Annotated in this window: 19 protein-coding genes; 12 read left to right on the top strand and 7 right to left on the bottom strand. The window is 54.1% G+C overall.

All coding sequences use genetic code 11. The annotated features are described in order from the left end of the window. On the top strand, positions 1–723 hold the full coding sequence (locus tag SYNCC9902_RS11585) for a HEAT repeat domain-containing protein (protein WP_011361020.1): 723 nt from the start codon (positions 1–3) through the stop codon (positions 721–723). A 65-nt stretch (positions 724–788) separates the two neighbouring features. Here the strand turns inward: SYNCC9902_RS11585 and cynS are convergent, their stop codons facing one another. After that, the gene (cynS, locus tag SYNCC9902_RS11590; protein ID WP_011361021.1) at positions 789–1,229 is read right to left on the bottom strand and encodes a cyanase; all 441 of its coding nucleotides are present in this window, start codon (positions 1,227–1,229) and stop codon (positions 789–791) included. Between the two features lie 200 nt (positions 1,230–1,429). Between cynS and SYNCC9902_RS11595 the strand changes: the two genes are divergently transcribed. Both SYNCC9902_RS11595 and SYNCC9902_RS11600 read left to right on the top strand, forming a co-directional pair. Next, positions 1,430–1,594: a hypothetical protein gene (locus tag SYNCC9902_RS11595; RefSeq protein ID WP_011361022.1), complete on the top strand. Its 165-nt coding sequence runs from the start codon at positions 1,430–1,432 to the stop codon at positions 1,592–1,594. Between the two features lie 78 nt (positions 1,595–1,672). Next, positions 1,673–2,743, top strand: a complete 1,071-nt coding sequence (locus SYNCC9902_RS11600) for an anthranilate phosphoribosyltransferase family protein (protein ID WP_011361023.1) — start codon at positions 1,673–1,675, stop codon at positions 2,741–2,743. Here SYNCC9902_RS11600 and SYNCC9902_RS11605 read toward each other — a convergent pair. Continuing rightward, on the bottom strand, positions 2,710–3,171 hold the full coding sequence (locus SYNCC9902_RS11605; protein ID WP_011361024.1) for a GNAT family N-acetyltransferase: 462 nt from the start codon (positions 3,169–3,171) through the stop codon (positions 2,710–2,712). The genes SYNCC9902_RS11600 and SYNCC9902_RS11605 overlap by 34 nt on opposite strands. Positions 3,172–3,217: 46 nt before the next feature. On the opposite strand from SYNCC9902_RS11605, the gene SYNCC9902_RS11610 reads away from it, so the two are divergent. The 4 genes from SYNCC9902_RS11610 (at position 3,218) to SYNCC9902_RS11625 (ending at position 8,473) form a co-directional block, all read left to right on the top strand. Continuing rightward, a complete protein-coding gene (locus tag SYNCC9902_RS11610) occupies positions 3,218–4,450 on the top strand; it encodes a tetracycline resistance MFS efflux pump (protein WP_041425599.1) in 1,233 nt (410 codons plus the stop codon). A 46-nt stretch (positions 4,451–4,496) separates the two neighbouring features. Continuing rightward, a complete protein-coding gene (gene ppk1, locus SYNCC9902_RS11615; protein ID WP_011361026.1) occupies positions 4,497–6,638 on the top strand; it encodes a polyphosphate kinase 1 in 2,142 nt (713 codons plus the stop codon). A 192-nt stretch (positions 6,639–6,830) separates the two neighbouring features. Then, positions 6,831–7,817: an RpoD/SigA family RNA polymerase sigma factor gene (locus SYNCC9902_RS11620; protein WP_011361027.1), complete on the top strand. Its 987-nt coding sequence runs from the start codon at positions 6,831–6,833 to the stop codon at positions 7,815–7,817. A 5-nt stretch (positions 7,818–7,822) separates the two neighbouring features. Next, complete coding sequence (locus SYNCC9902_RS11625; RefSeq protein ID WP_011361028.1) at positions 7,823–8,473, top strand: diacylglycerol/polyprenol kinase family protein; 651 nt, start codon at positions 7,823–7,825, stop codon at positions 8,471–8,473. Positions 8,474–8,538: 65 nt separating this feature from the next. On the opposite strand, the gene SYNCC9902_RS11630 is transcribed toward SYNCC9902_RS11625, so the two are convergent. Further along, positions 8,539–9,594, bottom strand: coding sequence for a 3-deoxy-7-phosphoheptulonate synthase (locus SYNCC9902_RS11630; protein ID WP_011361029.1), 1,056 nt, complete (start codon positions 9,592–9,594; stop codon positions 8,539–8,541). Between the two features lie 97 nt (positions 9,595–9,691). Here SYNCC9902_RS11630 and acnB point away from each other — a divergent pair, with 97 nt between their 5' ends. Beyond that, entirely contained in the window at positions 9,692–12,274 is a 2,583-nt protein-coding gene (acnB, locus tag SYNCC9902_RS11635; protein ID WP_011361030.1) for a bifunctional aconitate hydratase 2/2-methylisocitrate dehydratase, read from the top strand. An 8-nt stretch (positions 12,275–12,282) separates the two neighbouring features. Then, on the top strand, positions 12,283–13,665 hold the full coding sequence (locus tag SYNCC9902_RS11640) for a ClC family H(+)/Cl(-) exchange transporter (RefSeq protein ID WP_011361031.1): 1,383 nt from the start codon (positions 12,283–12,285) through the stop codon (positions 13,663–13,665). A 208-nt stretch (positions 13,666–13,873) separates the two neighbouring features. Here the strand turns inward: SYNCC9902_RS11640 and SYNCC9902_RS12980 are convergent, their stop codons facing one another. Continuing rightward, positions 13,874–13,996 (bottom strand): hypothetical protein, encoded by a 123-nt coding sequence (locus SYNCC9902_RS12980; RefSeq protein ID WP_255346177.1) that lies wholly within the window; start codon positions 13,994–13,996, stop codon positions 13,874–13,876. Between SYNCC9902_RS12980 and SYNCC9902_RS11645 the strand changes: the two genes are divergently transcribed. Further along, positions 13,962–15,497, top strand: a complete 1,536-nt coding sequence (locus SYNCC9902_RS11645; RefSeq protein ID WP_232179306.1) for a B12-binding domain-containing radical SAM protein — start codon at positions 13,962–13,964, stop codon at positions 15,495–15,497. The two genes, SYNCC9902_RS12980 and SYNCC9902_RS11645, sit on opposite strands and share 35 nt — an antisense overlap. On the opposite strand, the gene SYNCC9902_RS11650 is transcribed toward SYNCC9902_RS11645, so the two are convergent. Beyond that, the gene (locus tag SYNCC9902_RS11650) at positions 15,433–16,668 is read right to left on the bottom strand and encodes an O-antigen ligase family protein (RefSeq protein WP_049749465.1); all 1,236 of its coding nucleotides are present in this window, start codon (positions 16,666–16,668) and stop codon (positions 15,433–15,435) included. The genes SYNCC9902_RS11645 and SYNCC9902_RS11650 overlap by 65 nt on opposite strands. Positions 16,669–16,720: 52 nt before the next feature. Next, a complete protein-coding gene (gene purU / locus SYNCC9902_RS11655; protein WP_011361034.1) occupies positions 16,721–17,578 on the bottom strand; it encodes a formyltetrahydrofolate deformylase in 858 nt (285 codons plus the stop codon). A gap of 69 nt (positions 17,579–17,647) precedes the next feature. Here purU and psbQ point away from each other — a divergent pair, with 69 nt between their 5' ends. Then, the gene (gene psbQ / locus SYNCC9902_RS11660) at positions 17,648–18,097 is read left to right on the top strand and encodes a photosystem II protein PsbQ (protein ID WP_011361035.1); all 450 of its coding nucleotides are present in this window, start codon (positions 17,648–17,650) and stop codon (positions 18,095–18,097) included. A 32-nt stretch (positions 18,098–18,129) separates the two neighbouring features. Continuing rightward, positions 18,130–19,176, top strand: a complete 1,047-nt coding sequence (locus SYNCC9902_RS11665) for an NAD(P)/FAD-dependent oxidoreductase (RefSeq protein WP_369776188.1) — start codon at positions 18,130–18,132, stop codon at positions 19,174–19,176. A gap of 61 nt (positions 19,177–19,237) precedes the next feature. Here the strand turns inward: SYNCC9902_RS11665 and dnaK are convergent, their stop codons facing one another. Continuing rightward, complete coding sequence (dnaK, locus tag SYNCC9902_RS11670; protein WP_011361037.1) at positions 19,238–21,157, bottom strand: molecular chaperone DnaK; 1,920 nt, start codon at positions 21,155–21,157, stop codon at positions 19,238–19,240. Between the last annotated feature and the right edge of the window lie 16 nt (positions 21,158–21,173).

Here is a 21,173-nt window from a genome sequence, read left to right on the forward strand (position 1 = left end):
ATGCACAGTGACGAGTCGATTCTTTGGGAACGACTCGCGCAATCAAGACGGGCTCCTGTAGAGCCTTCCTGGCTGGGGGAGATTTACTCCCCCAGCCTTTCGATTGATCTGCGTCGAGCGGTCTGCGAAAAACTAGGGATGTTCGCTGAACGAGGCTGGCCCATCATCCAACTGTTGTTGGATCAGCATGGCCTAACGCCAGATTTAGTCATGGCTGCAGGGCTCTGCCACCAACCTGAATCTCGCGATTGGCTGGTTCAACAACTCCATAACGATGAACAGCACAACGATGCTCTTCAGCTCAGTCTTGTGGAAGCACTGTCGTGCTGGGGTGCCGATGTGCCCCAGAACATTGTGGTGGATTGCCTTAATCATCCAGCGCAGCAACAACGGCTTGCTGGATTGCAACTTTTGATCTTTCGCGCCTACACGTTGAGTGATCAGGACCTTCTCCATCTTTGCGAGCCAGCCCTGCAGGACTTTCGTGATCCCGTGGTGATTGCTGCGATTCGTTTACTTCAACGCCGCGATGGTGTCGTCATTGCTGAACGACTCTCCCAGCTATCTGAAACTGATTCTGAATCCATTGCCGAAGCAGCAATACGCGCTCTTGGCTGCATTGGAACATCAACCAGTCAACGCTGCTTGCTGGAGATCAGCCAATCACTGAAGAATGAACATCGTCGAACAATGGCCTGCCAACAGCTCGCCCAACAATTCTGAAAGAAAAAGCCCGGCATTTGCCAGGCTTTGAAAATAAGATATAAAGTACTCTTATCTTAAACAATTTACCACTTTTTATAGGGAAGAAATTTTCCGCACATTGTAATTTTTACGCGATCACCCTTGGGGTCTTCAACTTTATCAACATCAAGGGTAAAGTCGATTGCGCTCATAATACCATCACCAAAATGCTCTTGAATTACATCTTTTAGGGGCATTCCATACACCTGCATGATCTCGTAGAAACGATAAATCAAAGGATCAGTGGGAATAACAGGATCCAAGCTCCCTTTCACAGGAAACTCCTGCATTGCAGCAGTTGTGGCAGCATCGAGTGACAAAAGACCAGCCAACTTCTCTGCTTCTTCTTTGGACGCTGTGGCCTGGCCATAAAACAATGAAGCGATCCATACTTCATCCAGTCCCATCGCAGACTCAAGGTCAGCAAAACTGAGGCCTTTGGCTTTTTTGGCCGCCATCAACGATGCAGTCATGGAAACAGTCATGAAAAATACAAAGGAACATCACACTGCACTAAAAATTGCATCCCTTTCAAGGAACGTCTGAGCAGTTGAGTAACTGTTGCGTCCTTCTAAGCCAAGATATGCAACCGCTGCTACAAAAATAGAGACGTTTTTTGCAGCTTTGATCACAACGTGGCTGAACCATTTCAGTAGAGAATATAGATATAGATCGAAGACAGAACATGAGCCAACTACTGCGGTCGCTTTCTTCCTTGCTGGGCAGCCAGAAATCCGACAATGCAACGTTGACGAGCTTGGTGCTCGAACGCCTGTACTACGCCGATGGACGTCACCACCCTGAACATCCAAACCATGGAAGTTTTCAAGGCTTAACAACCTTTAGCTAAGAGTGGCCAATCAGTAACAACGGCAACATCTTGGTGGGTCATTGCTGCAGAACACTCTGATCATCTGGAGAACCCCGTTTGACGATCGCAGAGGGTTCCGGCAAAGAACGGTTCAAAAACCACCTGCGCAAGGTGGGCAGCGGTGAACACACCAGCAAAGGTCTGAGTCGTGAAGAAGCTGCAGAAGCTCTCGATCTGATGCTTCAGCAGGAAGCAACCCCCGCTCAAATCGGCGCTTTTCTGATTGCCCATCGCATCCGTCGCCCTGAGCCGCAGGAGCTCACGGGAATGCTGGACACGTATCGACACCTTGGGCCGAAACTCCAATCCAAAGCTGGCCAGACTCCGCCGGTGTGCTTCTGCATGCCCTTCGATGGACGCACCCGGACCGCCCCCATCTATCCCCTCACAACGTTGGTGCTTCTGGCGTTAGGTCAACCCGTGGTGCTCCAAGGCGGGAATCGCATGCCAATCAAATATGGCGTGACCGCCATCGATCTGTTTCGAGAATTAGGCGTGGAGCTGAGCGGACTCCCCCTTGAAACAGTGCAAGACGGGCTGCAAACCAACGGCTTCGCGTTGGTGCATCAACCCGATCACTTCGCTATCGCCGAGAGCTTGATCACCTATCGCGAAGAATTGGGCAAACGACCCCCCGTCGCCAGCCTTGAGCTGCTCTGGACCCCTCATCAAGGCGCACACCTCTTGATCAGCGGTTTTGTTCACCCTCCAACCGAAAGTCGAGCATGGGAAGCACTCCGCCTTGCGGAAGAAGCCCAGGTGGTCACCGTCAAAGGCTTAGAAGGCGGAACCGACCTGCCAATTGGGCGCGCCTGCATCACCGCAAAGGTTGATGGCGGTCACGCACAACGTTTAATTCTTCACCCGCGAGACCACGACTGCTATGAAGCAGATCTGGAATGGACCGATCCTGCAACCTGGGCCCAACAGGCCCTTGAAGCGCTCAACAACAGTGGTCCCCTGCTCAGTGCCTTGCGTTGGAATGCTGGGGTCTATCTCTGGTTTGCTGGTCAGAGTGCAACCCTCGAGGCTGGTCTTGAACGTGCGCAAGAAGCCCTCGAAGGCGGCACAGCGCTAACGGCCTTGCATCAACTTCAGGCGTGGAGCAAGGCCTTGGCCATGCGATAGCGCTCAAATTCCACACCGCCAATCGCAATGGTTTCTGGTGCCACCACCCACCAGCCACGGCGTTCAAGCAAGGGCCGACTGAATTGGCTGGCTTCCGTGGTGAGCCAATCGATGCCATGGCCACGCGCGTCCTCTTCCACCTGCGCCAAAAGTTGAGAGGCATGGCCTTGGCGCGCCGCTGACCCTCGGCAATACAACAGCGCCAATCGCGTTGATGGGTAGCGGATCGCAAACGCAGCGTCCTCACCACTGATCCAACCAGACCCCTCTTGAAAGGTGCGATCCAGAATCCCCGGCAACCACGCCAGCGCCGCCCAAGCCTGAATCTGCTGCTCCGAATAGAGCAGCCCAGCCTGTGACTCAATCGAATCGGCGTAGATGTCGCGCAAGAGAGAATGATCGCCTGGAACGATCCGGCGCAGGGCCATAGGACGGGCCTGTGGGAATGTGAGTCTCCTCCGACCACTGGTCGACTTGCAGCGTCCTCGCATACCAACTCTGCTGAGCGCATTTTTAACGCTGCTCAACGATCGGCTGAGCGAAAGCATCGTCTTTCCTCTGCTTCCTTTTCTACTGGCGCAGTTCGCGCCGAATGGGCGAACGCTGGGGCTCTTAGCGGGCAGCTACGCATTATCCCAATTTCTCGTCACTCCACTCATCGGTGCCTTGAGTGATCGCTATGGCCGACGACCGGTGATTGCCATTTGCGTGGGGGGATCCGTCGTTGGACTTGGACTCTTTGCACTAACCCTGAGCCTGCCCTGGCCAGAAGCGAGTTTGTGGCCCTTGATCTTGTTATTCAGCGCACGCGTCATCGACGGGATCAGCGGAGGGACAGCAGCAACCGCCTCAGCGGTTCTGGCCGATATCAGCTCCCCGGAACAACGGGCCCGCACCTTTGGCCTCATCGGAGTGGCCTTCGGCCTCGGCTTCATTTTGGGACCCTTCCTCGGAGGACAACTGGCACAAATCGCCGTTCCACTCCCCCTGTGGGTTGCCACCGGCTTCGCTTGTCTCAACTTGGGTGTCGTTCTCACGTTGCTCCCCGAAACCCACCCGGTTGAGCAAAGACAAAATCTGCCAAAACGCCGAGACCTCAATCCATTTCGTCGCATTGGTCAGGTTCTGATCAACCCGAGTGTTGGACGACTCTGTGGCGCATTTTTTCTGTTCTTCCTTGCCTTCAACGGCTTCACAGCGATCCTGGTGCTGTACTTCAAGCAACGCTTCGATTGGGGGCCAGAGCTCGCCACAACAGCCTTTCTCGTTGTTGGTGTCGTAGCGACAGTCGTCCAGGGAGGCTTGATCGGTCCATTGGTCCAACGCTTTGGTGAATGGAAACTCACCCTGTTCGGACTTGGCCTCGTGATCGCGGGTTGCCTGTTAATTCCAGCCGTCGGAGCAGCCGATCGAGCGCCCGCCATTTTCTGCTCAGTCGGGATCCTGGCCCTTGGAACCGGCCTCGTCACCCCAAGCTTACGAAGCCTGGTTTCACGACGACTCAGCAGTGAAGGACAAGGAACGGCACTCGGCAGCTTGCAAGCACTGCAAAGTTTGGGAAGTTTTTTAGGCCCACCGATTGCAGGAATCAGCTACGACCTTCTTGGCCCGACCAGCCCTTTCGTACTCGCCGCATCACTCCTCGTCATCGTCATCGCACTAGTGGCCAGAAGTCCACTCACCAAAAACCTTCAACTGAGCACTTGATTGCTACCTTTCAACACTCAGCGTTGGCTCTTCATCCTTTCGCCCCATGTGCGCAGCTGCCCTAAGCCAAGATCAATACATCAATAGGGAGCTGAGTTGGATTGCCTTTAATCAGCGCGTCTTAGCCCAAGCGATCGATCAGCGCACTCCATTACTAGACCAAGCCAAATTCAGTGCAATTTTTAGCAATAACCTCGATGAATTCTTCATGGTGCGCGTTGCATCTCTGAAGTCACAAGTAGAAGCTGGGATCAGCACACCAAGCGAAGATGGCAAAACACCTTTTGAACAACTTCAAACGATTCGCGAGCATTTATTACCACTTTTAAAGCAACAGCAAGAACACTACCGATACCAACTAAAGCAGCAATTAAAAGATAACAACGTTCAACTGCTTGATTACGCGCAACTCAATCAACCCCAATGCGCCTGGGTTGATGACTATTTCCAAACCTCGATCTTTCCGGTTCTCACCCCCCTGGCTGTCGATCCCGCCCATCCATTTCCATTCGTTAGCAACCTCAGCCTGAACGTGGCAGCGGTAGTGAGAGATCCCGAAACTGACCAACGGCAACTGGCAAGGATCAAAGTTCCGAAAAAAAATCTCCCACGCTTTGTGGCCATTCCATCGCAACTCAGCAATGACAATCCGCAACCAATCCACACGGCAATTCCTGTAGAACAGGCGATCGCCTTCAATCTCGAATTGCTGTTTCCTGGCATGACCATTGAAGGACATTATTTTTATCGAGTCACCCGTGATGCCGACCTTGAACTTAGGGATTTAGAAGCAGACGATTTAATGCTTGCCCTTGAACAAGGTCTTCGAAAACGTCGAATGGGTGGCGAGGTTGTGCGCTTAGAAGTTGCCAATGAAATGCCAGATGATGTGATCGATATGCTGATGACAGGACTCAATGTTGAAGAGGACGATCTCTACAAAATTGATGGTCCTTTAGGACTCGATGATCTCTTTGGCCTAACAGGTCTGCCGATTTCAAAACTAAAAAGCAAGTCTCACACTGGACAAACACCAAGCACCCTTGCAAGAACTCAGCAAAATTTGATTGACGAAGGTGCGATTAAACCAGAAGAATTTGAAACTATTTTTTCTGTGATGCGTCAACAGGACATCCTGTTGCATCACCCCTACGACCTCTTCTCAACAACAGTTGAAGAGTTCATCAACCAAGCGGCCGACGACCCAAAAGTGATGGGGATCAAAATGACCCTCTATCGCACCTCAACCGATTCACCAATCATTGCGGCCCTTATTCGCGCTGCAGAAAATGGAAAACAAGTGATGGCTCTGGTGGAGTTGAAAGCCAGATTTGATGAAGACAACAATATTCAATGGGCGAGGCATCTAGAGCGATCTGGAGTGCACGTTGTCTATGGAGTTTTAGGACTCAAAACACATACCAAGATCGTGCTTGTTGTTCGCAAAGAAAAGGATAAACTCCAGAGCTACGTTCATATCGGAACTGGAAACTACAACTCAAAAACATCAAAGCTATACACAGATCTTGGGCTTTTATCGACACGTCCGGAGCTAGGAAAAGACCTAGTGGAGTTATTCAACTACCTCACGGGCTTCTCCAAACAACAAAGTTTTCGGCGGCTCCTGGTGGCCCCAGTCACCCTACGAAAGGGCATGGAATCTCTCATCCGCCGCGAAATCGATCACGCCAAGGCAGGTCGACAAGGAGTGATTCGAGCAAAAATGAATTCCTTAGTCGATCCAGATATCATTTCCTTGCTCTATGAGGCATCACAAGTTGGAGTTCGAATTGAACTCATTATTCGCGGCATGTGCAGTCTTGTTCCTGGCCGCACAGGGCTTAGCGACAACATCCAAGTGATCAGTATTGTGGGCCAGTTCTTGGAACATTCACGCATCTTCTGGTTTGCCAATGGTGATGAGCCAGAGGCTTATATCGGAAGCGCCGACTGGATGACACGCAACATGGATCGGCGCGTCGAAGCCATTACACCGATTGAAGAACCTGCTTTACGTCGCAAGCTTGAACGCTTGCTCGACCTCTATATGCAAGACAATCGAGGTGCTTGGGATATGCACGCTGATGGAAGCTTCACGCAACGCATGCCAGGAGATGATCAGCCCGAATGCAATTCCCAAATTCAACTCACAAGCCTGTGGAGCCGAGGACTTCACCCAGGGCAGTAAAACGCAAGGAAACAATAAGTAATCTGTGATTTTAGCTACAGACTATTTTTTGCTCTAGTGAAATCCAGCTTTTCAAAGCCTTGAATAAGGGCAAGTCGTGAAATATTGATTCCGGAAATTCTTCCAATTCAATTCAGTTACCGTTCAAACGTAGTGCTAAATTCTGAGCAAATTTAATAGGAGACCAGGGTGATGGGGATCCCTCTGGAGACTTCCAAGTCGACAACTCAGTCGACCCGGAAGCAACCTGCTTTGCCGTCCACCGGACGTCGCTCAGCTTCACGTCAAAGTGGACGCTTGGCAACAGACTCCATTGGCTTTTATCTGAGCAGTATTGGACGCGTTCCACTGCTCACCGCAGCCGAAGAAATTGAGCTCGCCCATCATGTCCAAGACATGAAACAGCTCAAAGAGTTGCCCCAAGAGGAACTCACCTCGCGACAAAAGCACAAGATCCGGATGGGAAAACGTGCCCGCGATCGAATGATGGCAGCCAACCTGCGACTGGTTGTGAGCGTGGCCAAGAAGTATCAAAACCAAGGTTTGGAATTGCTCGACCTCGTTCAAGAGGGAGCGATTGGCCTCGAGCGTGCTGTCGATAAATTTGATCCGGCCATGGGATACAAGTTTTCAACTTATGCCTACTGGTGGATACGCCAAGGCATGACGCGCGCCATTGATAACAGCGCAAGAACGATTCGACTACCGATTCATATCAGCGAGAAATTATCAAAAATGCGCCGGATCTCTCGGGAGCTGTCGCATCGCTTTGGCCGTCAACCCAACCGGCTTGAGCTGGCCAGTGCCATGGGTATTGAACCTCGTGAACTGGAAGATCTGATCACCCAAAGTGCACCATGCGCATCCCTCGATGCCCATGCCCGAGGTGAAGAAGACCGCAGCACTCTTGGTGAACTCATTCCTGATCCCAACGGGGAAGAGCCGATGGAAGGCATGGATCGCAGCATCCAGAAGGAACATCTTGGTGGCTGGCTCTCTCAACTCAATGAGCGCGAACAAAAAATTCTTCGACTGCGTTTTGGTCTCGGAGGAGAAGAGCCGTTAACCCTTGCGGAAATCGGTCGACAGATCAACGTGTCCCGCGAACGCGTGCGTCAGTTGGAAGCGAAAGCAATTTTGAAACTCCGCACAATGACGAACCATCAGCAAGCCGCCTGATTGCTTTGTCAGCATTCGGCGGGCCTCTCATCATTGTGATCTGGTTGGTCTTTGTGGTGGGATTAGCGCTGACATCACGTCAGCTCTGGCCCCATCAACAAGAACTCAGCCGGAAGGTCATCCACATCGGTACGGGGGCAGTTGTGCCCCTGGCCTGGCTTTTTGCAATTCCTGCAGTCGTTGCAATTCCTTGTGCGGCAGTCATCACCTTGATCACTGCCATGAATCATCAATGGCGATTCATCGCTGCCATTGAAGAGGTTGATCGGAACAGTTACGGCACGATTGCCTATGGCTTTGCCATCACAGTTTTATTGGTGCTGTTTTGGCCACATCGCCCCGATGCCGTCACCGCCGGAGTGTTGGTGATGGCCCTGGGGGACGGACTCGCAGGACTCATCGGACGGCAACTCAAGACACCTCAATGGATCATCTTTAAGCAAACGAAATCGATTGGTGGCACCGCAACCATGGCCATGGTTTCAATACTGGTGCTCATGATCCTGTCTAATGTCACGAGCAACATAATCTCGCTGCCGATTGCGATTGCCATTGGATTAGGGGCAACAGGCCTAGAGCAAATCAGCATGCGAGGACTGGACAATCTCACCGTCCCCTTAGGGGTAGGCCTTGCATGGTCAGCGTTAATTCCATAGCTCAATAACACACTAAAAATATCCGCCTTCAAATCACTCAATCTGCTTCATTCAAAGAATTGAAGCTATTTCTGGCAAGCCCCAACAGCATCTGCCAAGTCATTCAAAATCTTTTCTGTCGTCTCAAGGCTAATGCAAGCATCCGTAATGCTTTGCCCGTAGGTGAGTTGCGACAAATCTGCCGGTATTTTCTGATTTCCCTCAACCAAATGACTCTCAATCATCACTCCCATCAAATGCTTTGAGCCGGAGCGCAATTGATCAGCAATCGAGGCCAATACATCCGACTGACGACGGAAATCCTTATTGGAATTAGCATGGCTGCAGTCAACCATTAAGCGGTCTTCTAGACCATATTTCTTGAGTTCAGCCGCGGCCTCAGTGACAGCATCAACGTGATAATTACTACCTCGGTTACCACCACGCAACACAAGATGTCCATCAGGGTTACCAGTTGTACTCACAATTGAAGCCTGTCCATCTCGATTAATACCAAGAAAGTGATGGGGCTTAGACGCTGATTGCATCGCGTTAATAGCAATCGTGGCACTGCCATCTGTGCTGTTTTTGTATCCAATCGGCATCGACAATCCAGAGGCCATCTCCCGATGGGTTTGGCTTTCAGTGGTCCGAGCGCCAATCGCGGTCCAACTGATCAAATCAGCGATGTATTGAGGGACAACAGGATCTAGCAACTCTGTTGCGGCAGGCATGCCCTCATGGGCCAAATCCAACAGGAGTGCACGAGCGCGACGAAGACCTGTATTGATGTCGTAGGAACTATCAAGGTGAGGATCGTTAATCAGACCTTTCCAACCAACAGTTGTTCTCGGCTTCTCGAAGTACACCCGCATCACAACTTCCAATCGATCCTTGAGACGCTCTCGGATCGGAGCCAGGCGTTCCGCGTACTCCCGCGCCGCTGCAACATCGTGAACGGAACACGGCCCCACCACCGCCAGCAATCGTTGATCATCCCCACGAAGGATCGCTTGAATGCGCTTCCGCGCTGATGTCACGGTGTTCAGAGCGCTCGCATCAGGCGCCAGGTCTTGATGCAGTAAAGCGGGTGCGACCAAAGGACGGGTCTCCACCACATGCAGATCTGAAGTGGTGGCCATAACCAAAAAGCCAGATGAAACCAAGGTTACGCATCGGCATTCGATCAACCGACCCGTGTCCATGAAGAATGGACATCTGCCACGCACTTTGATCACCATGCTGAACGCCTACAGCAAGCTGGCCGCAGAACGAGAAGCCCAGGGCGTTCCGGCGTTGCCGCTGACTGCTGAGCAAACCAAAGACCTCACTCAACTGCTCGAAAATCCGCCGACAGATCAAAAGCAGATCCTGCTGGAGCTGCTCAGTGATCGCATTCCACCTGGGGTTGATGAAGCGGCCTACGTAAAAGCAACCTGGCTTAGCGCTGTGGCCCAGGGCAATGCGAGCAGTCCTTTCGTTACGCCCCTTGAAGCAACACGGCTCCTGGGAACGATGGTTGGCGGCTACAACGTGGCTGCCCTGATCGAACTGCTGAACAACAGTGATGAGGAACTGGCCAAATGTGCAGCCCAAGGACTAAGCCGCACGCTGCTGGTTTACGACGCCTTCAATGAAGTGATGGACCTGGCCACCAGCAATCGCTTCGCCAAGCAGGTGGTCGACAGTTGGGCAGCTGCTGAGTGGTTCACAACAAAAGCCGAGCTAGCCGAATCGATCACCGTGACCGTGTTCAAGGTGGACGGAGAAACCAACACCGACGACCTCTCCCCAGCCACCCATGCCACAACACGGCCTGACATCCCCCTGCATGCTCTGGCGATGCTGGAGACGAGAGACCCCAACGGGCTCAACACCATTGCGAAGCTGAAAGAGAACGGCCATCCAGTGGCCTACGTCGGCGATGTGGTGGGTACAGGCAGCTCACGAAAAAGTGCGATCAACTCCGTTCTTTGGCATACGGGTAATGACATTCCCCACGTGCCAAACAAACGCGCTGGAGGCGTAATTCTCGGCGGCAAAATCGCCCCAATCTTTTTCAACACCGCGGAAGATTCCGGCGCGCTTCCGATCGAATGTGATGTCAGCCAACTGAACACAGGTGATGTGATCACGATCCGTCCCCATGCCGGCACGGTCGAACGCGATGGAACGGTGATCAGCCACTTTGATTTGAAACCCAGCACGATCAGCGATGAGGTGCGGGCTGGCGGCCGAATTCCTCTCATGATCGGCAGGGCCCTCACCGACAAAGTTCGCAACCAGCTGGGACTTCCTCCCTCAGAGGTATTTATTCGCCCGAGCACCCCTCAGGACAACGGCAAAGGATTCACCTTGGCCCAAAAAATGGTTGGCAAAGCGTGTGGACTCCCCGGTGTACAGCCCGGAACGAGCTGCGAACCCCTCATGGCCACGGTCGGCTCTCAAGACACCACAGGTCCGATGACCCGTGACGAGATGAAGGAACTGGCTTGTCTGGGCTTCTCCTCCGACTTAGTGATGCAGAGCTTTTGCCATACAGCGGCCTATCCGAAGCCTGTCGACCTCCAAACCCAACAAGACCTTCCCGATTTCTTTGCTCAGCGCGGCGGAGTTGCCCTGCGACCAGGAGACGGGATTATCCACAGCTGGCTGAATCGCATGCTTCTGCCAGACACCGTGGGTACGGGGGGGGACAGTCACACCCGATTCCCCCTCGGTATTTCGTTCCCGGCAGGTTCAGGCTTGGTGGCATTTGCCGCGGCCATCGGCGCCATGCCTTTGGATATGCCGGAATCTGTTTTAGTGCGATTCAGCGGCGCACTGCAGCCGGGCGTGACCTTACGAGATGTGGTGAATGCCATCCCGTGGGTGGCCATTCAACGGGGCCTGCTCACGGTGGAAAAAGCCAACAAAAAAAATATTTTCAATGGCCGAATCATGGAAATCGAAGGTCTTCCTGATTTGAAACTCGAACAGGCCTTTGAACTCACCGACGCCACAGCAGAGCGATCGTGCGCGGGCTGCACCATCAAACTCTCCGAAGCAACGGTGAGTGAATACTTACGCAGCAATGTGGCTTTGCTGAAGAACATGATCGCGCGGGGCTACAGCGATGCGCGAACCCTCGCGCGACGGGTGAAAGCGATGGAGGACTGGCTGGCGAATCCCCAGCTTCTTCAGGCAGATGCCGATGCGGAATACGCCGAGATCCTTGAGATCAATCTCGATGAACTCACCGAACCGGTTCTGGCCTGCCCCAACGATCCCGACAATGTGAAGCTGCTGAGCGAGGTGGCTGGAAACGCCGTTCAGGAGGTCTTCATTGGTTCGTGCATGACCAACATCGGCCATTACCGCGCCGCCGCGAAAGTGCTGGAAGGTTCCGGCAGCAACAAAGCTCGACTCTGGGTTTGTCCACCCACAAGGATGGACGAACAAATGCTGAAGCAAGAGGGGTACTACGCCACCTTCGAAGCAGCTGGTAGTCGAATGGAAATGCCTGGATGCTCCCTTTGCATGGGAAATCAGGCCCGTGTGGACGACGACACCACCGTGTTCTCCACCAGCACACGCAACTTCAACAATCGTTTGGGGAAAGGCGCCCAGGTGTATCTAGGTAGTGCAGAGCTAGCAGCCGTTTGTGCACTTTTAGGCCGCATTCCCAACCCCGAGGAGTACCAACGCATCGCCGCAGAAAAAATCAATCCTCTGTCGGATGAGCTTTACCGCTACCTGAACTTCGACCAAATTGCTGGATTCGAGGACCAAGGGCGTGTGATGAGCGCCGACGACGAAGCCGCAGTTTTGGCACAAGCCTGAAACCAACTTTGCAAGGCAACAACGACCAAAACCCAAAAAACGATCCTCTGATCTCAAGTCGCAGTATTCGACGGCTGCTCGAACGCCGCTGGTTTGTTGTGGTTCTGGCCCTGTCTTTAACAGGACTTGGAGCCACGATCACCGGTTTGTTATTTCAAAGCGGTATTCATGTTTTAAGTGATTGGCGGCGTGATCTCCTTCACGAGGTTCCTGCCTGGATTGTTCTACCCGTCTTAGGCACATTCGGAGGCTTCGTGTCCGGGTGGCTGATTAGCAACTTTGCGCCAGCTGCCGCAGGCGCAGGGGTCACCCACATCATGGGTTTTCTGCGTCACAAGTCGGTTCCCATGGGCTTGCGCGTGGGTCTTGTGAAGTTGGTGGCGGGAATCATTGCTATCGGCTGCGGCTTCCCCCTTGGCCCAGAGGGTCCAGCCGTTCAGATGGGTGGATCCGTCGCCTGGCAAATGTCGCGATGGCTGAAAGCACCCATCGCATTTCGGCGCGTCATCGTTGCGGCCGGCGGCGGTGCTGGCATCGCTGCCGTGTTCAGCGCACCGCTCGGTGGCTTCATCTATGCGATCGAAGAGTTACTGCACTCGGCAAGACCGGTGGTGCTGTTACTGGTTTTAATCACCACCTTTTCTGCAGACACATGGGCAGATGTGTTGGGTGTATTCGGACTGGGTTCTGGTGCGAAGGGATTCCAACCCAATCTGGGATTTTTACTCGAACGCAAATTTCCAATTGATGTGGAATTTTTTCCCATCGATGTGATTTATCTAATCAGCCTTGGCGCCTTAATTGGTGTCTTAGCGGAGCTTTACACCCGCTATGTGCTGATGATGCAACGCCAAGGACAGCATTGGTTTGGCAACAGACTGATTTTGCGCATGAGTCTGAGCGGACTCGTTTTAGGCAGCGTCTATGCCGCCTTGCCATCGAGCTTCCACAACCTCGATGAACTGTTCCACATGATTGGCTCAAGCGAAACGGGGGTGTCGCAAGCGTTGGCAGGATTCGTAGTGCTGTTTTTCAGCACTGGTCTGGCAGCGGCTTCCGGCGCACCGGGAGGGCTTTTTATGCCCATGCTCACCCTTGGCGGAGCCATGGGCTTGGCCTGTGGCGATTGGGTCCAATCCCTCACCGGCCATCTTCCCAATACCTACGTTTTCGCAGGTATGGGCGCTTTCGTCGCGGGCTGTTCACGCACACCCATCACCGCAATGTTCCTGGCCTTTGCGTTGGTGAAAGACCTACTGATCCTGAAACCAATCCTGGTGGCCTGTCTCACTAGTTTTCTGATCGCCCGACTCTTCAACCCTCATTCCATATATGAACGCCAAATGAGCATGGAGAGTGCAGACGAAAAGCGAATTAAGCACAGCAAATAATTAACCCAAAAGTATCAAGCTAAATCTCATTAGTACCATTAAAATTACCTATTGGCGCAAGATGTATCAGTTAAATATTGCAAAATTTCCACCATTTATTGGCTTTGATTAATTTGTTGACTTCAAACCAACAAAACCATGCGTCCTCAACGTCACGCTGACCAGCAAAGCTGCAGGATGAGAAGACAGCCAATCTTGATCTCCTGAATCAGGAAACCCTCCTATTTGATCCAGCACCGCCGGATCCTGATGCACTGCGGGCCGTACTGGCCTTCCCAAGCACGTATTCCGTTGGGATCACAAGCCTTGGGTACCAAATCGTCTGGGCCACCCTCGCCCAACGGCATGACGTCGACGTTCGCCGCCTGTTTACCGACCAAGGCGATCCACTACCGCGACACTGCGACCTCTTCGGTCTGTCCCTGAGTTGGGAATTGGATGGGCCGGTGCTTCCTGAGCTCTTACGCAACCAACGCATTCCGATCTGGGCCGCCGAGCGCAGTGACGATGACCCCATCGTGTTCGGCGGGGGCCCAGTGCTGACCGCCAACCCAGAACCACTCGCTCCCTTTTTCGATGCCGTGCTCCTTGGAGACGGTGAATTACTGCTGCCCGCCTTCATCGATGCACTGCAGCAGTGCCGCCACAGTCCACGCAACGAACGCTTGCGGCACCTAGCCCAAGTGCCCGGGGTGTATGTGCCTTCACTCTATGCGCCCCGCTACGACACAGACGGGACCTTGATTGCTGTGGAACCGATTGATTCAGCTATCCCTGCGCTGGTTGAAAAACAAACCTGGCGTGGAAACACGCTCAGCCACTCCACAGTCGTGACACCAGAAGCAGCTTGGCCCGACATCCACATGGTGGAAGTTGTACGCAGTTGCCCGGAGCTCTGCAGATTTTGCTTAGCCAGTTATCTGACCCTGCCCTTCCGCACTCCATCGCTTGATGACGGCCTCATCCCCGCCGTTGAAAAAGGATTAACCGCCACCAAGCGCCTGGGGCTTCTAGGGGCATCCGTCACCCAACATCCCCAGTTCTCAGACCTTCTGCAGTGGCTGGATCAGGATCGCTTTGATGGAACCCGCATCAGTGTGAGCTCCGTACGGGCCGCCACCGTGACCCCCGAACTCACAAGGATCTTGTCGAAACGCGGCAGCCGCTCGCTCACGATTGCCATCGAAAGTGGCAGCGAACGCATGCGAGAGGTCGTCAACAAAAAACTCACCACCGAAGCCATCCATGCAGCTGCGCGCCACGCCAAAGAAGGCGGTCTGACCGGACTCAAGTTGTACGGAATGGCCGGGCTACCCACCGAAACCGATGACGACATCGAAGCCACTGCAGAACTCCTTTTGGCACTGAAACGTGACACCAAAGGGCTGCGGTTCACCCTCGGGGTGAGCACGTTTGTTCCAAAAGCCCAAACACCGTTCCAATGGCAAGGCGTCCGACCAGAAGCGGAGAAACGGCTGAAACGTCTGGCGAAACGGCTGAAACCCAAAGGGATTGAATTCCGTCCGGAAAGTTATGGCTGGAGCGTGATTCAGGCCTTGCTCTCCAGAAGTGATCGCCGCTTGGCGCCCGTGATCGCTGCCGTGGGAGACGGTCGGGAAAGCATGGGCGGATGGAAAAAGACTTACCGCGCTGCGTTGAACGGTGAACTGAAACCAATGCCCGGACCGACACAGCCGCTCCCACCTCCATGGGCAGACGTGGTGCATGACCCATGGGACTCCCAGCGCACCTTGCCTTGGACGCATCTCAGAGGTCCGCTGGCTCCCCAGAAATTGCGAGAGCATCACGATCAAGCTTTGACGGTTGACTGACTGACGGTTGACTGACGTTCGCCAATCCAGCGAGCAACACCCAGCCAAGAATGTTCATCCTGCTGTCAAACAGTGGCAGATCGGTGGCATGCATCATCACCATCACGAGCGCGGCCGCCCACCAAGCCCGCTCGAGCGGGTCTCGCCGCAATATTCCACGTTTCAGCGCAACGACCAACAGGAGAAACACCGTGCCAACAATCAGAACAGCTACCGGCAACCCATGACTGATCGCCAACTCCAGCGGCAAATTATGGGAATGGCCATGCCACCGTTTCGCCGCATAGATGGGGTACAGCACGCTGAACGCAGCCGCACCCCATCCGAACCAAGGGCGGGCCGCCACCAGTTCGATGCCATAAACCCACTGGCCTAGGCGGGTGTGCTTCCAAGCCGTCGGCGTTCCTTGATCCAACAGGCGCTCTGCAATGCGATCAGGCAAGAGGGCAACGGACCAACTTTTTAAACCGATCGGAATGCCCGGCAACACCGCCAAAGCCAAGGGCACGGTTAACACCGCCAAAAGCGGCAGCAGCCAAGTCCACTGCAATGGCCCGACCACCAATGGCAACGCAAGGGCAAGAGCGCCCATGGCATTTCTGGACTGGGTAAACAACACCGCAACAGCCGTCGACAGGGCTAAGGCCAATGCACCACTACGCCGCCACCAACCATCTGGTCGGAGCACACACGCCAACATCAGAGGCCACACCACCCCTAACCAAGCCCCAGCAATGTTGGCGTAATCAAATAAGCCAGAAAGACGGCCACTGGGTTCTCCTCCAGGAGCAACAAACCAAACAATCGCGCCACCCCCGAGTTGCCAAGGACCAGACCAACCCAACAGCATCTGCCCGAACCCTGTGACCACGACAGGCACCGTGCCGGCCACGAGCATCCAAGCCGCCTGACGACGTTGTTTCACCGTCTCGAGGTGAGGTCGACAAGCCCAGTAAGCCCAAAAGAAGGGCAGCCAATTGGCCAGGCCCGCCCAGGCCAAAGCTCCTGACTGGGCAAAACAAGCCCCCCCCAACATCAGCAAACCAGCCAACAACAAAGGCTGCGTCCATGGATCGCGCCAGATCGGCTGCTCACGGCCTTGGCTGCCGCTGATGCAAGCCACCAGAAAGCAGAGCCCCCCCAACAGAGCACTGGAGGGAAGCAAAAACATGCCCAATCGAAATGTCTGGCCTCCAGAGAGCTTTCTCACACCACCAACCCCATCACGCGAACACTGCTGTACGGCCGCGATACACCATCACCTGGCGTCGCAAATGCAAACGAAGGGCCCTCGCAAGTGCCAGCCGTTCGGTGTCGCGGCCCTTCCGAATCAGGTCACTCACTTCATCCCGATGACTGACGTGAACAGTCGTCTGCTCAATAATCGGTCCGTCATCAAGATCTTCAGTGACGTAATGCGCTGTGGCACCAATTAATTTGACGCCTCGTTCCCAAGCACGGTGATAGGGCTGAGCACCCTTAAAAGCCGGGAGGAAGGAGTGATGGATATTGATCACATTGGGAAAGCGCTCTAGGAATCCAGAGCTGAGCACCTGCATGTACTTGGCAAGAACAACAAGTTCAATCCCGTGTTCTTCAAGCAAACGAAGGATCGTGAGCTCTGCCTCGGACTTTGATGCCGGGGTCACTGGAACACAAAAGAAAGGGACGCCAAAACCCTTGCATAGCTCTTCTAAATCAGGGTGATTGGCAATTACCAAAGGCACTTGCATCGCCAATTCACCGCTCTGCACGCGCCAGAGCAGGTCAAACAAACAGTGGCTCTGCTTACTGGCAAAAATTGCAACTTTTGGCAGATCATCAGAAAAATGAAGCTGGACCTGACCCTTGAGCCGATCTGCAAGGGCACAGGCCGCTTCCGGCAGAGCCTGTCGAGGAATTCCAAACCCGTCGAGCGTCCATTCAATCCGACTCAGGAACAAGCCAGCACCCACGTCGGTGTGATGGTCGGCATGGCGGATGTTTCCACCATTTGCTGCCACCCACCCCGCAAGATCACTCACAAGACCAGAACGATCGGGACAGATCATCTGAAGGATGACCGTGGCCTCACTCACCATCACACTTTTAAAAACAAATTCTCCCGCAACAAAGCCTCTGGTTAAAGTCGCAGAAATTATTTTCTAATCATGCTGAAGGCCATACGCCGCCTCGCCGCGTTCTGCCTCTGCATCGGCCTTTGTTGGGGTTTGATGATTCCGGCCAGCAGTGAAGCCGCATCCAGCAAACCCGACGATCTGAGCGTTCTGAAGCGTCAAGCCGAAGCATTCACGAATACGAAAGCACGTTTGCCTGAACTCGCTCGTCTTGTGAGTAATGAAGATTGGACCTTCACCCGCAACCTGATTCATGGCCCCATGCAGGAAGTGGGTCGCGAAATGTTGTTCATCAACAAATCCCTCGATCGCACTGAGCGCAAAAACGCCGACAAGCTGTCACGCTCCTTGAAAGATGCCTTGGCAGGCCTTGATGAAGCAGCACGCCTGCAGGATGCCGGTCAAATGCAGAAGGCCTACGGCAATCTTGCTGCAAGCTTTGATGCCTATTCCGACGTCATTCCAGCTGAGGCATTGAGCTGACGCATTCCGTCGCTGTTATTGGTGCTGGAGCCATTGGCCTCAGCACTGCTTGGCAGCTGTCTCAAGGGGGACATCAGGTCGCTCTCTTCGATCCGAGGCTGAATCAGCCCAGCGAAACGGGGATTCCTAACAGCAGAGGGAATGGCACCAGTGCGTCCCTGGGTGTGCTGATGGGGCATGTGTTCCGTCGCACCAGTGGTCGCGGATGGAGACTGCGCCAGCGCAGCATGGCGCTCTGGCCGCAGTGGATTGCGGACCTGCAACGGTTCGAACCAGCGCTCAGCCTGAATCGATCCCTCATTCAAATCGCAGAGGACGCCTCCGCCTTTGAGCGCATGCGGACGCTCGCATCCGACAGAAGTCATCTGGGTATACAGGCCATCCCGCCTGGCGACATTGAGACGATTTGGCCAACCGCTCAGTTCGGAGCACTGCGATCCAAGAACGATGGCCGAATCAACCCAGTGCTGTTGCAAAAAGCTCTTCGCTTAGCCCTTGCATCAAGTTCCGTCGAGCTTGTCCCAGAGCCCATCAATGCCCTAACTCGCAAAAATCCTGGCTGGCAGCTCAACGGCAGCGGAGGTCACAAAAGCGTTCACGATGCTGTTGTGATCTGCGCGGCACTGGCAAGCCCAGCTCTCATCGAACCGCTGGGCCACAGTCGTCCGATCAGCCCAGTCTTAGGACAAGCCCTTGCCCTCCAATGCGCCGATGGACCCTCCAATTGGCAAGGATGGCCCAGTGTGCTGGTGGACCAGGGATTTAATTTGATCCCGAACGGCCCAAAACGGTTGCTTCTGGGAGCAACCGTCGAGCCAGGAGATTCAGCGGCGCACAGCCCCTTAGAACTGATGCGATCTCTGAACGACAGAGCACCAACCTGGTTAAAAAACGCCGAACCGATTGACCAATGGAGCGGTTTACGCGCACGTCCGGTGGACCGCCCCGCTCCACTGCTCGAAGCACTCGAACCAGGACTCATTTTGGCCTCGGGCCATTACCGAAACGGCGTTTTACTCGCTCCCGCAACGGCTGAATGGATCGCCAATGGCTTCGCTAATGATGCGAACGGTTTTTGAACAATCCCAATAAAAAAGGGCCCTGAATGGGCCCTTAACTCAAGAAAGTGAGATCGAGAAATTATTTGGTTTCGGTGAATTCCGCATCGATCACGTCGTCAGCGGCGTTTCCGCCACCAGCAGCAGCATTGGCACCAGCTGCGGCGTCGCCTTCAGGCGCTGCACCGCCGGCTTGGGCGCCGTCTTGTTGGTAGACCGACGCACCCACGGTGTAGAGCTCCTGCTGCAATTCCTCCAGCAGAGTCTTCATCGCGTCGTAATCCTCTGCTTCGACAGCGTCCTTGAGCTTGATGCGCTTCTCTTCCACCTTTGCCTTGGCATCGGCATCAACCTTGTCGCCCAGTTCGCCCATCTGCTTTTCAGCCTGATAGACGAGGGTTTCGGCCTGATTCTTCAGGTCGATCTTTTCACGCTTCTCCTTGTCAGCGCTGGCGTTGGTCTCGGCGTCCTTCACCATCTTGTCGACCTCAGAATCCGACAGGGTCGAAGCACCGGTGATCGAGATGGACTGCTCCTTGCCGCTGCCCTTGTCCTTGGCAGTAACGCTCAGGATTCCATTGGCATCGATATCGAACGTCACTTCAATTTGAGGAACACCCCGAGGAGCAGGGGGAATGCCATCGAGCCGGAAGGTTCCGAGAGACTTGTTATCCGATGCCATTTCGCGCTCACCCTGGAGCACGTGAATTTCCACGTTCGTCTGACCGTCTACAGCCGTGGAATAGGTCTCCGACTTCTTGGTGGGAACAGTGGTGTTGCGGGTGATCATCTTGGTCATCACACCGCCCAGGGTCTCCACACCCAAGGACAACGGCGTGACATCCAGGAGAAGAATGTCCTTCACCTCTCCGGCAAGAACGCCCCCCTGAATCGCAGCACCAACAGCCACCACCTCGTCAGGGTTGACCGTTTGGTTCGGATCTTTACTCGTGGTGCGCTTAACCAGTTCAAGGACGGCTGGGATGCGGGTGGAGCCACCCACCATCACGATCTCGTCGAGTTCACCTGAAGACAATTTCGCGTCTTTCAGAGCCTGCTCCACGGGAACCCGGCAGCGGTCGATCAGATTCGATGCCAATTCCTCGAATTTGGCCCGCGTCAAAGTGAGATCGAGGTGCTTTGGCCCCTCAGGGGTCGCCGTAATAAACGGCAAATTGATCTCGCTTTGGGTGGCATTGGAGAGCTCGATCTTGGCTTTTTCAGCGGCTTCAGTCAGTCGCTGCAGAGCTTGCTTGTCCTGGCGCAGATCGATACCTTCGTTCGATTTGAACGTTGCAGCCAAGTGATCAACGATCACTTTGTCGAAATCATCACCACCGAGGTGGGTGTCACCGGAGGTGGACAGAACTTCGAAAACACCATCGCCAACCTCCAAAACAGAGACATCGAATGTGCCGCCGCCGAGGTCAAAAACCAGAATTCGTTCGTTGCTCTTTTTATCGAGGCCGTAGGCCAAAGCCGCCGCTGTGGGCTCGTTGATGATGCGAAGCACCTCAAGGCCAGCGATCTTTCCAGCATCCTTCGTCGCCTGGCGCTGTGAGTCGTTGAAGTACGCAGGAACTGTGATTACCGCTTGGGTGACGCTCTCTCCCAAATACTTGCCTGCATCTTCCGCCAACTTGCGCAACACCTGAGCAGACACCTCTTCCGGGGCAAACTGCTTGTCCAACACAGGACATTTCACTTTCACGTTCGAGCCGGATTTTTCGACTCCGTAACTCACTTCTTTCTGTTCCTCGCTCACCTCATCAACCCGACGGCCGATGAAGCGCTTGACCGAATAAAACGTGTTAGCCGGATTCATCACCGCCTGGCGTTTGGCGATTTGGCCAACCAGTTGGTCTTGGTTCTTGGTGTATGCAACAACGGAGGGCGTTGTGCGGAAGCCCTCGGCGTTGGCGATAACGGTGGGCTTACCACCCTCCATCACAGAAACGCAGCTGTTCGTGGTGCCAAGGTCAATGCCGACAACTTTGCCCATCGGTGCCCTTCCCTAA

Source organism: Synechococcus sp. CC9902 (assembly GCF_000012505.1).
GTDB lineage: Bacteria > Cyanobacteriota > Cyanobacteriia > PCC-6307 > Cyanobiaceae > Parasynechococcus.

What these genes read in the sequence shown, in the direction of transcription:
- SYNCC9902_RS11585 (WP_011361020.1), top strand. Translation starts at nt 1, where the DNA reads ATGCACAGTGACGAGTCGATTCTTTGGGAACGACTCGCGCAATCAAGA.
- cynS (WP_011361021.1), bottom strand. Translation starts at nt 1,229, where the DNA reads ATGACTGTTTCCATGACTGCATCGTTGATGGCGGCCAAAAAAGCCAAA.
- SYNCC9902_RS11595 (WP_011361022.1), top strand. Translation starts at nt 1,430, where the DNA reads ATGAGCCAACTACTGCGGTCGCTTTCTTCCTTGCTGGGCAGCCAGAAA.
- SYNCC9902_RS11605 (WP_011361024.1), bottom strand. Translation starts at nt 3,171, where the DNA reads ATGGCCCTGCGCCGGATCGTTCCAGGCGATCATTCTCTCTTGCGCGAC.
- ppk1 (WP_011361026.1), top strand. Translation starts at nt 4,497, where the DNA reads ATGTGCGCAGCTGCCCTAAGCCAAGATCAATACATCAATAGGGAGCTG.
- SYNCC9902_RS11620 (WP_011361027.1), top strand. Translation starts at nt 6,831, where the DNA reads ATGGGGATCCCTCTGGAGACTTCCAAGTCGACAACTCAGTCGACCCGG.
- SYNCC9902_RS11630 (WP_011361029.1), bottom strand. Translation starts at nt 9,594, where the DNA reads ATGGCCACCACTTCAGATCTGCATGTGGTGGAGACCCGTCCTTTGGTC.
- acnB (WP_011361030.1), top strand. Translation starts at nt 9,692, where the DNA reads ATGCTGAACGCCTACAGCAAGCTGGCCGCAGAACGAGAAGCCCAGGGC.
- SYNCC9902_RS11650 (WP_049749465.1), bottom strand. Translation starts at nt 16,668, where the DNA reads ATGTTTTTGCTTCCCTCCAGTGCTCTGTTGGGGGGGCTCTGCTTTCTG.
- purU (WP_011361034.1), bottom strand. Translation starts at nt 17,578, where the DNA reads ATGGTGAGTGAGGCCACGGTCATCCTTCAGATGATCTGTCCCGATCGT.
- psbQ (WP_011361035.1), top strand. Translation starts at nt 17,648, where the DNA reads ATGCTGAAGGCCATACGCCGCCTCGCCGCGTTCTGCCTCTGCATCGGC.
- dnaK (WP_011361037.1), bottom strand. Translation starts at nt 21,157, where the DNA reads ATGGGCAAAGTTGTCGGCATTGACCTTGGCACCACGAACAGCTGCGTT.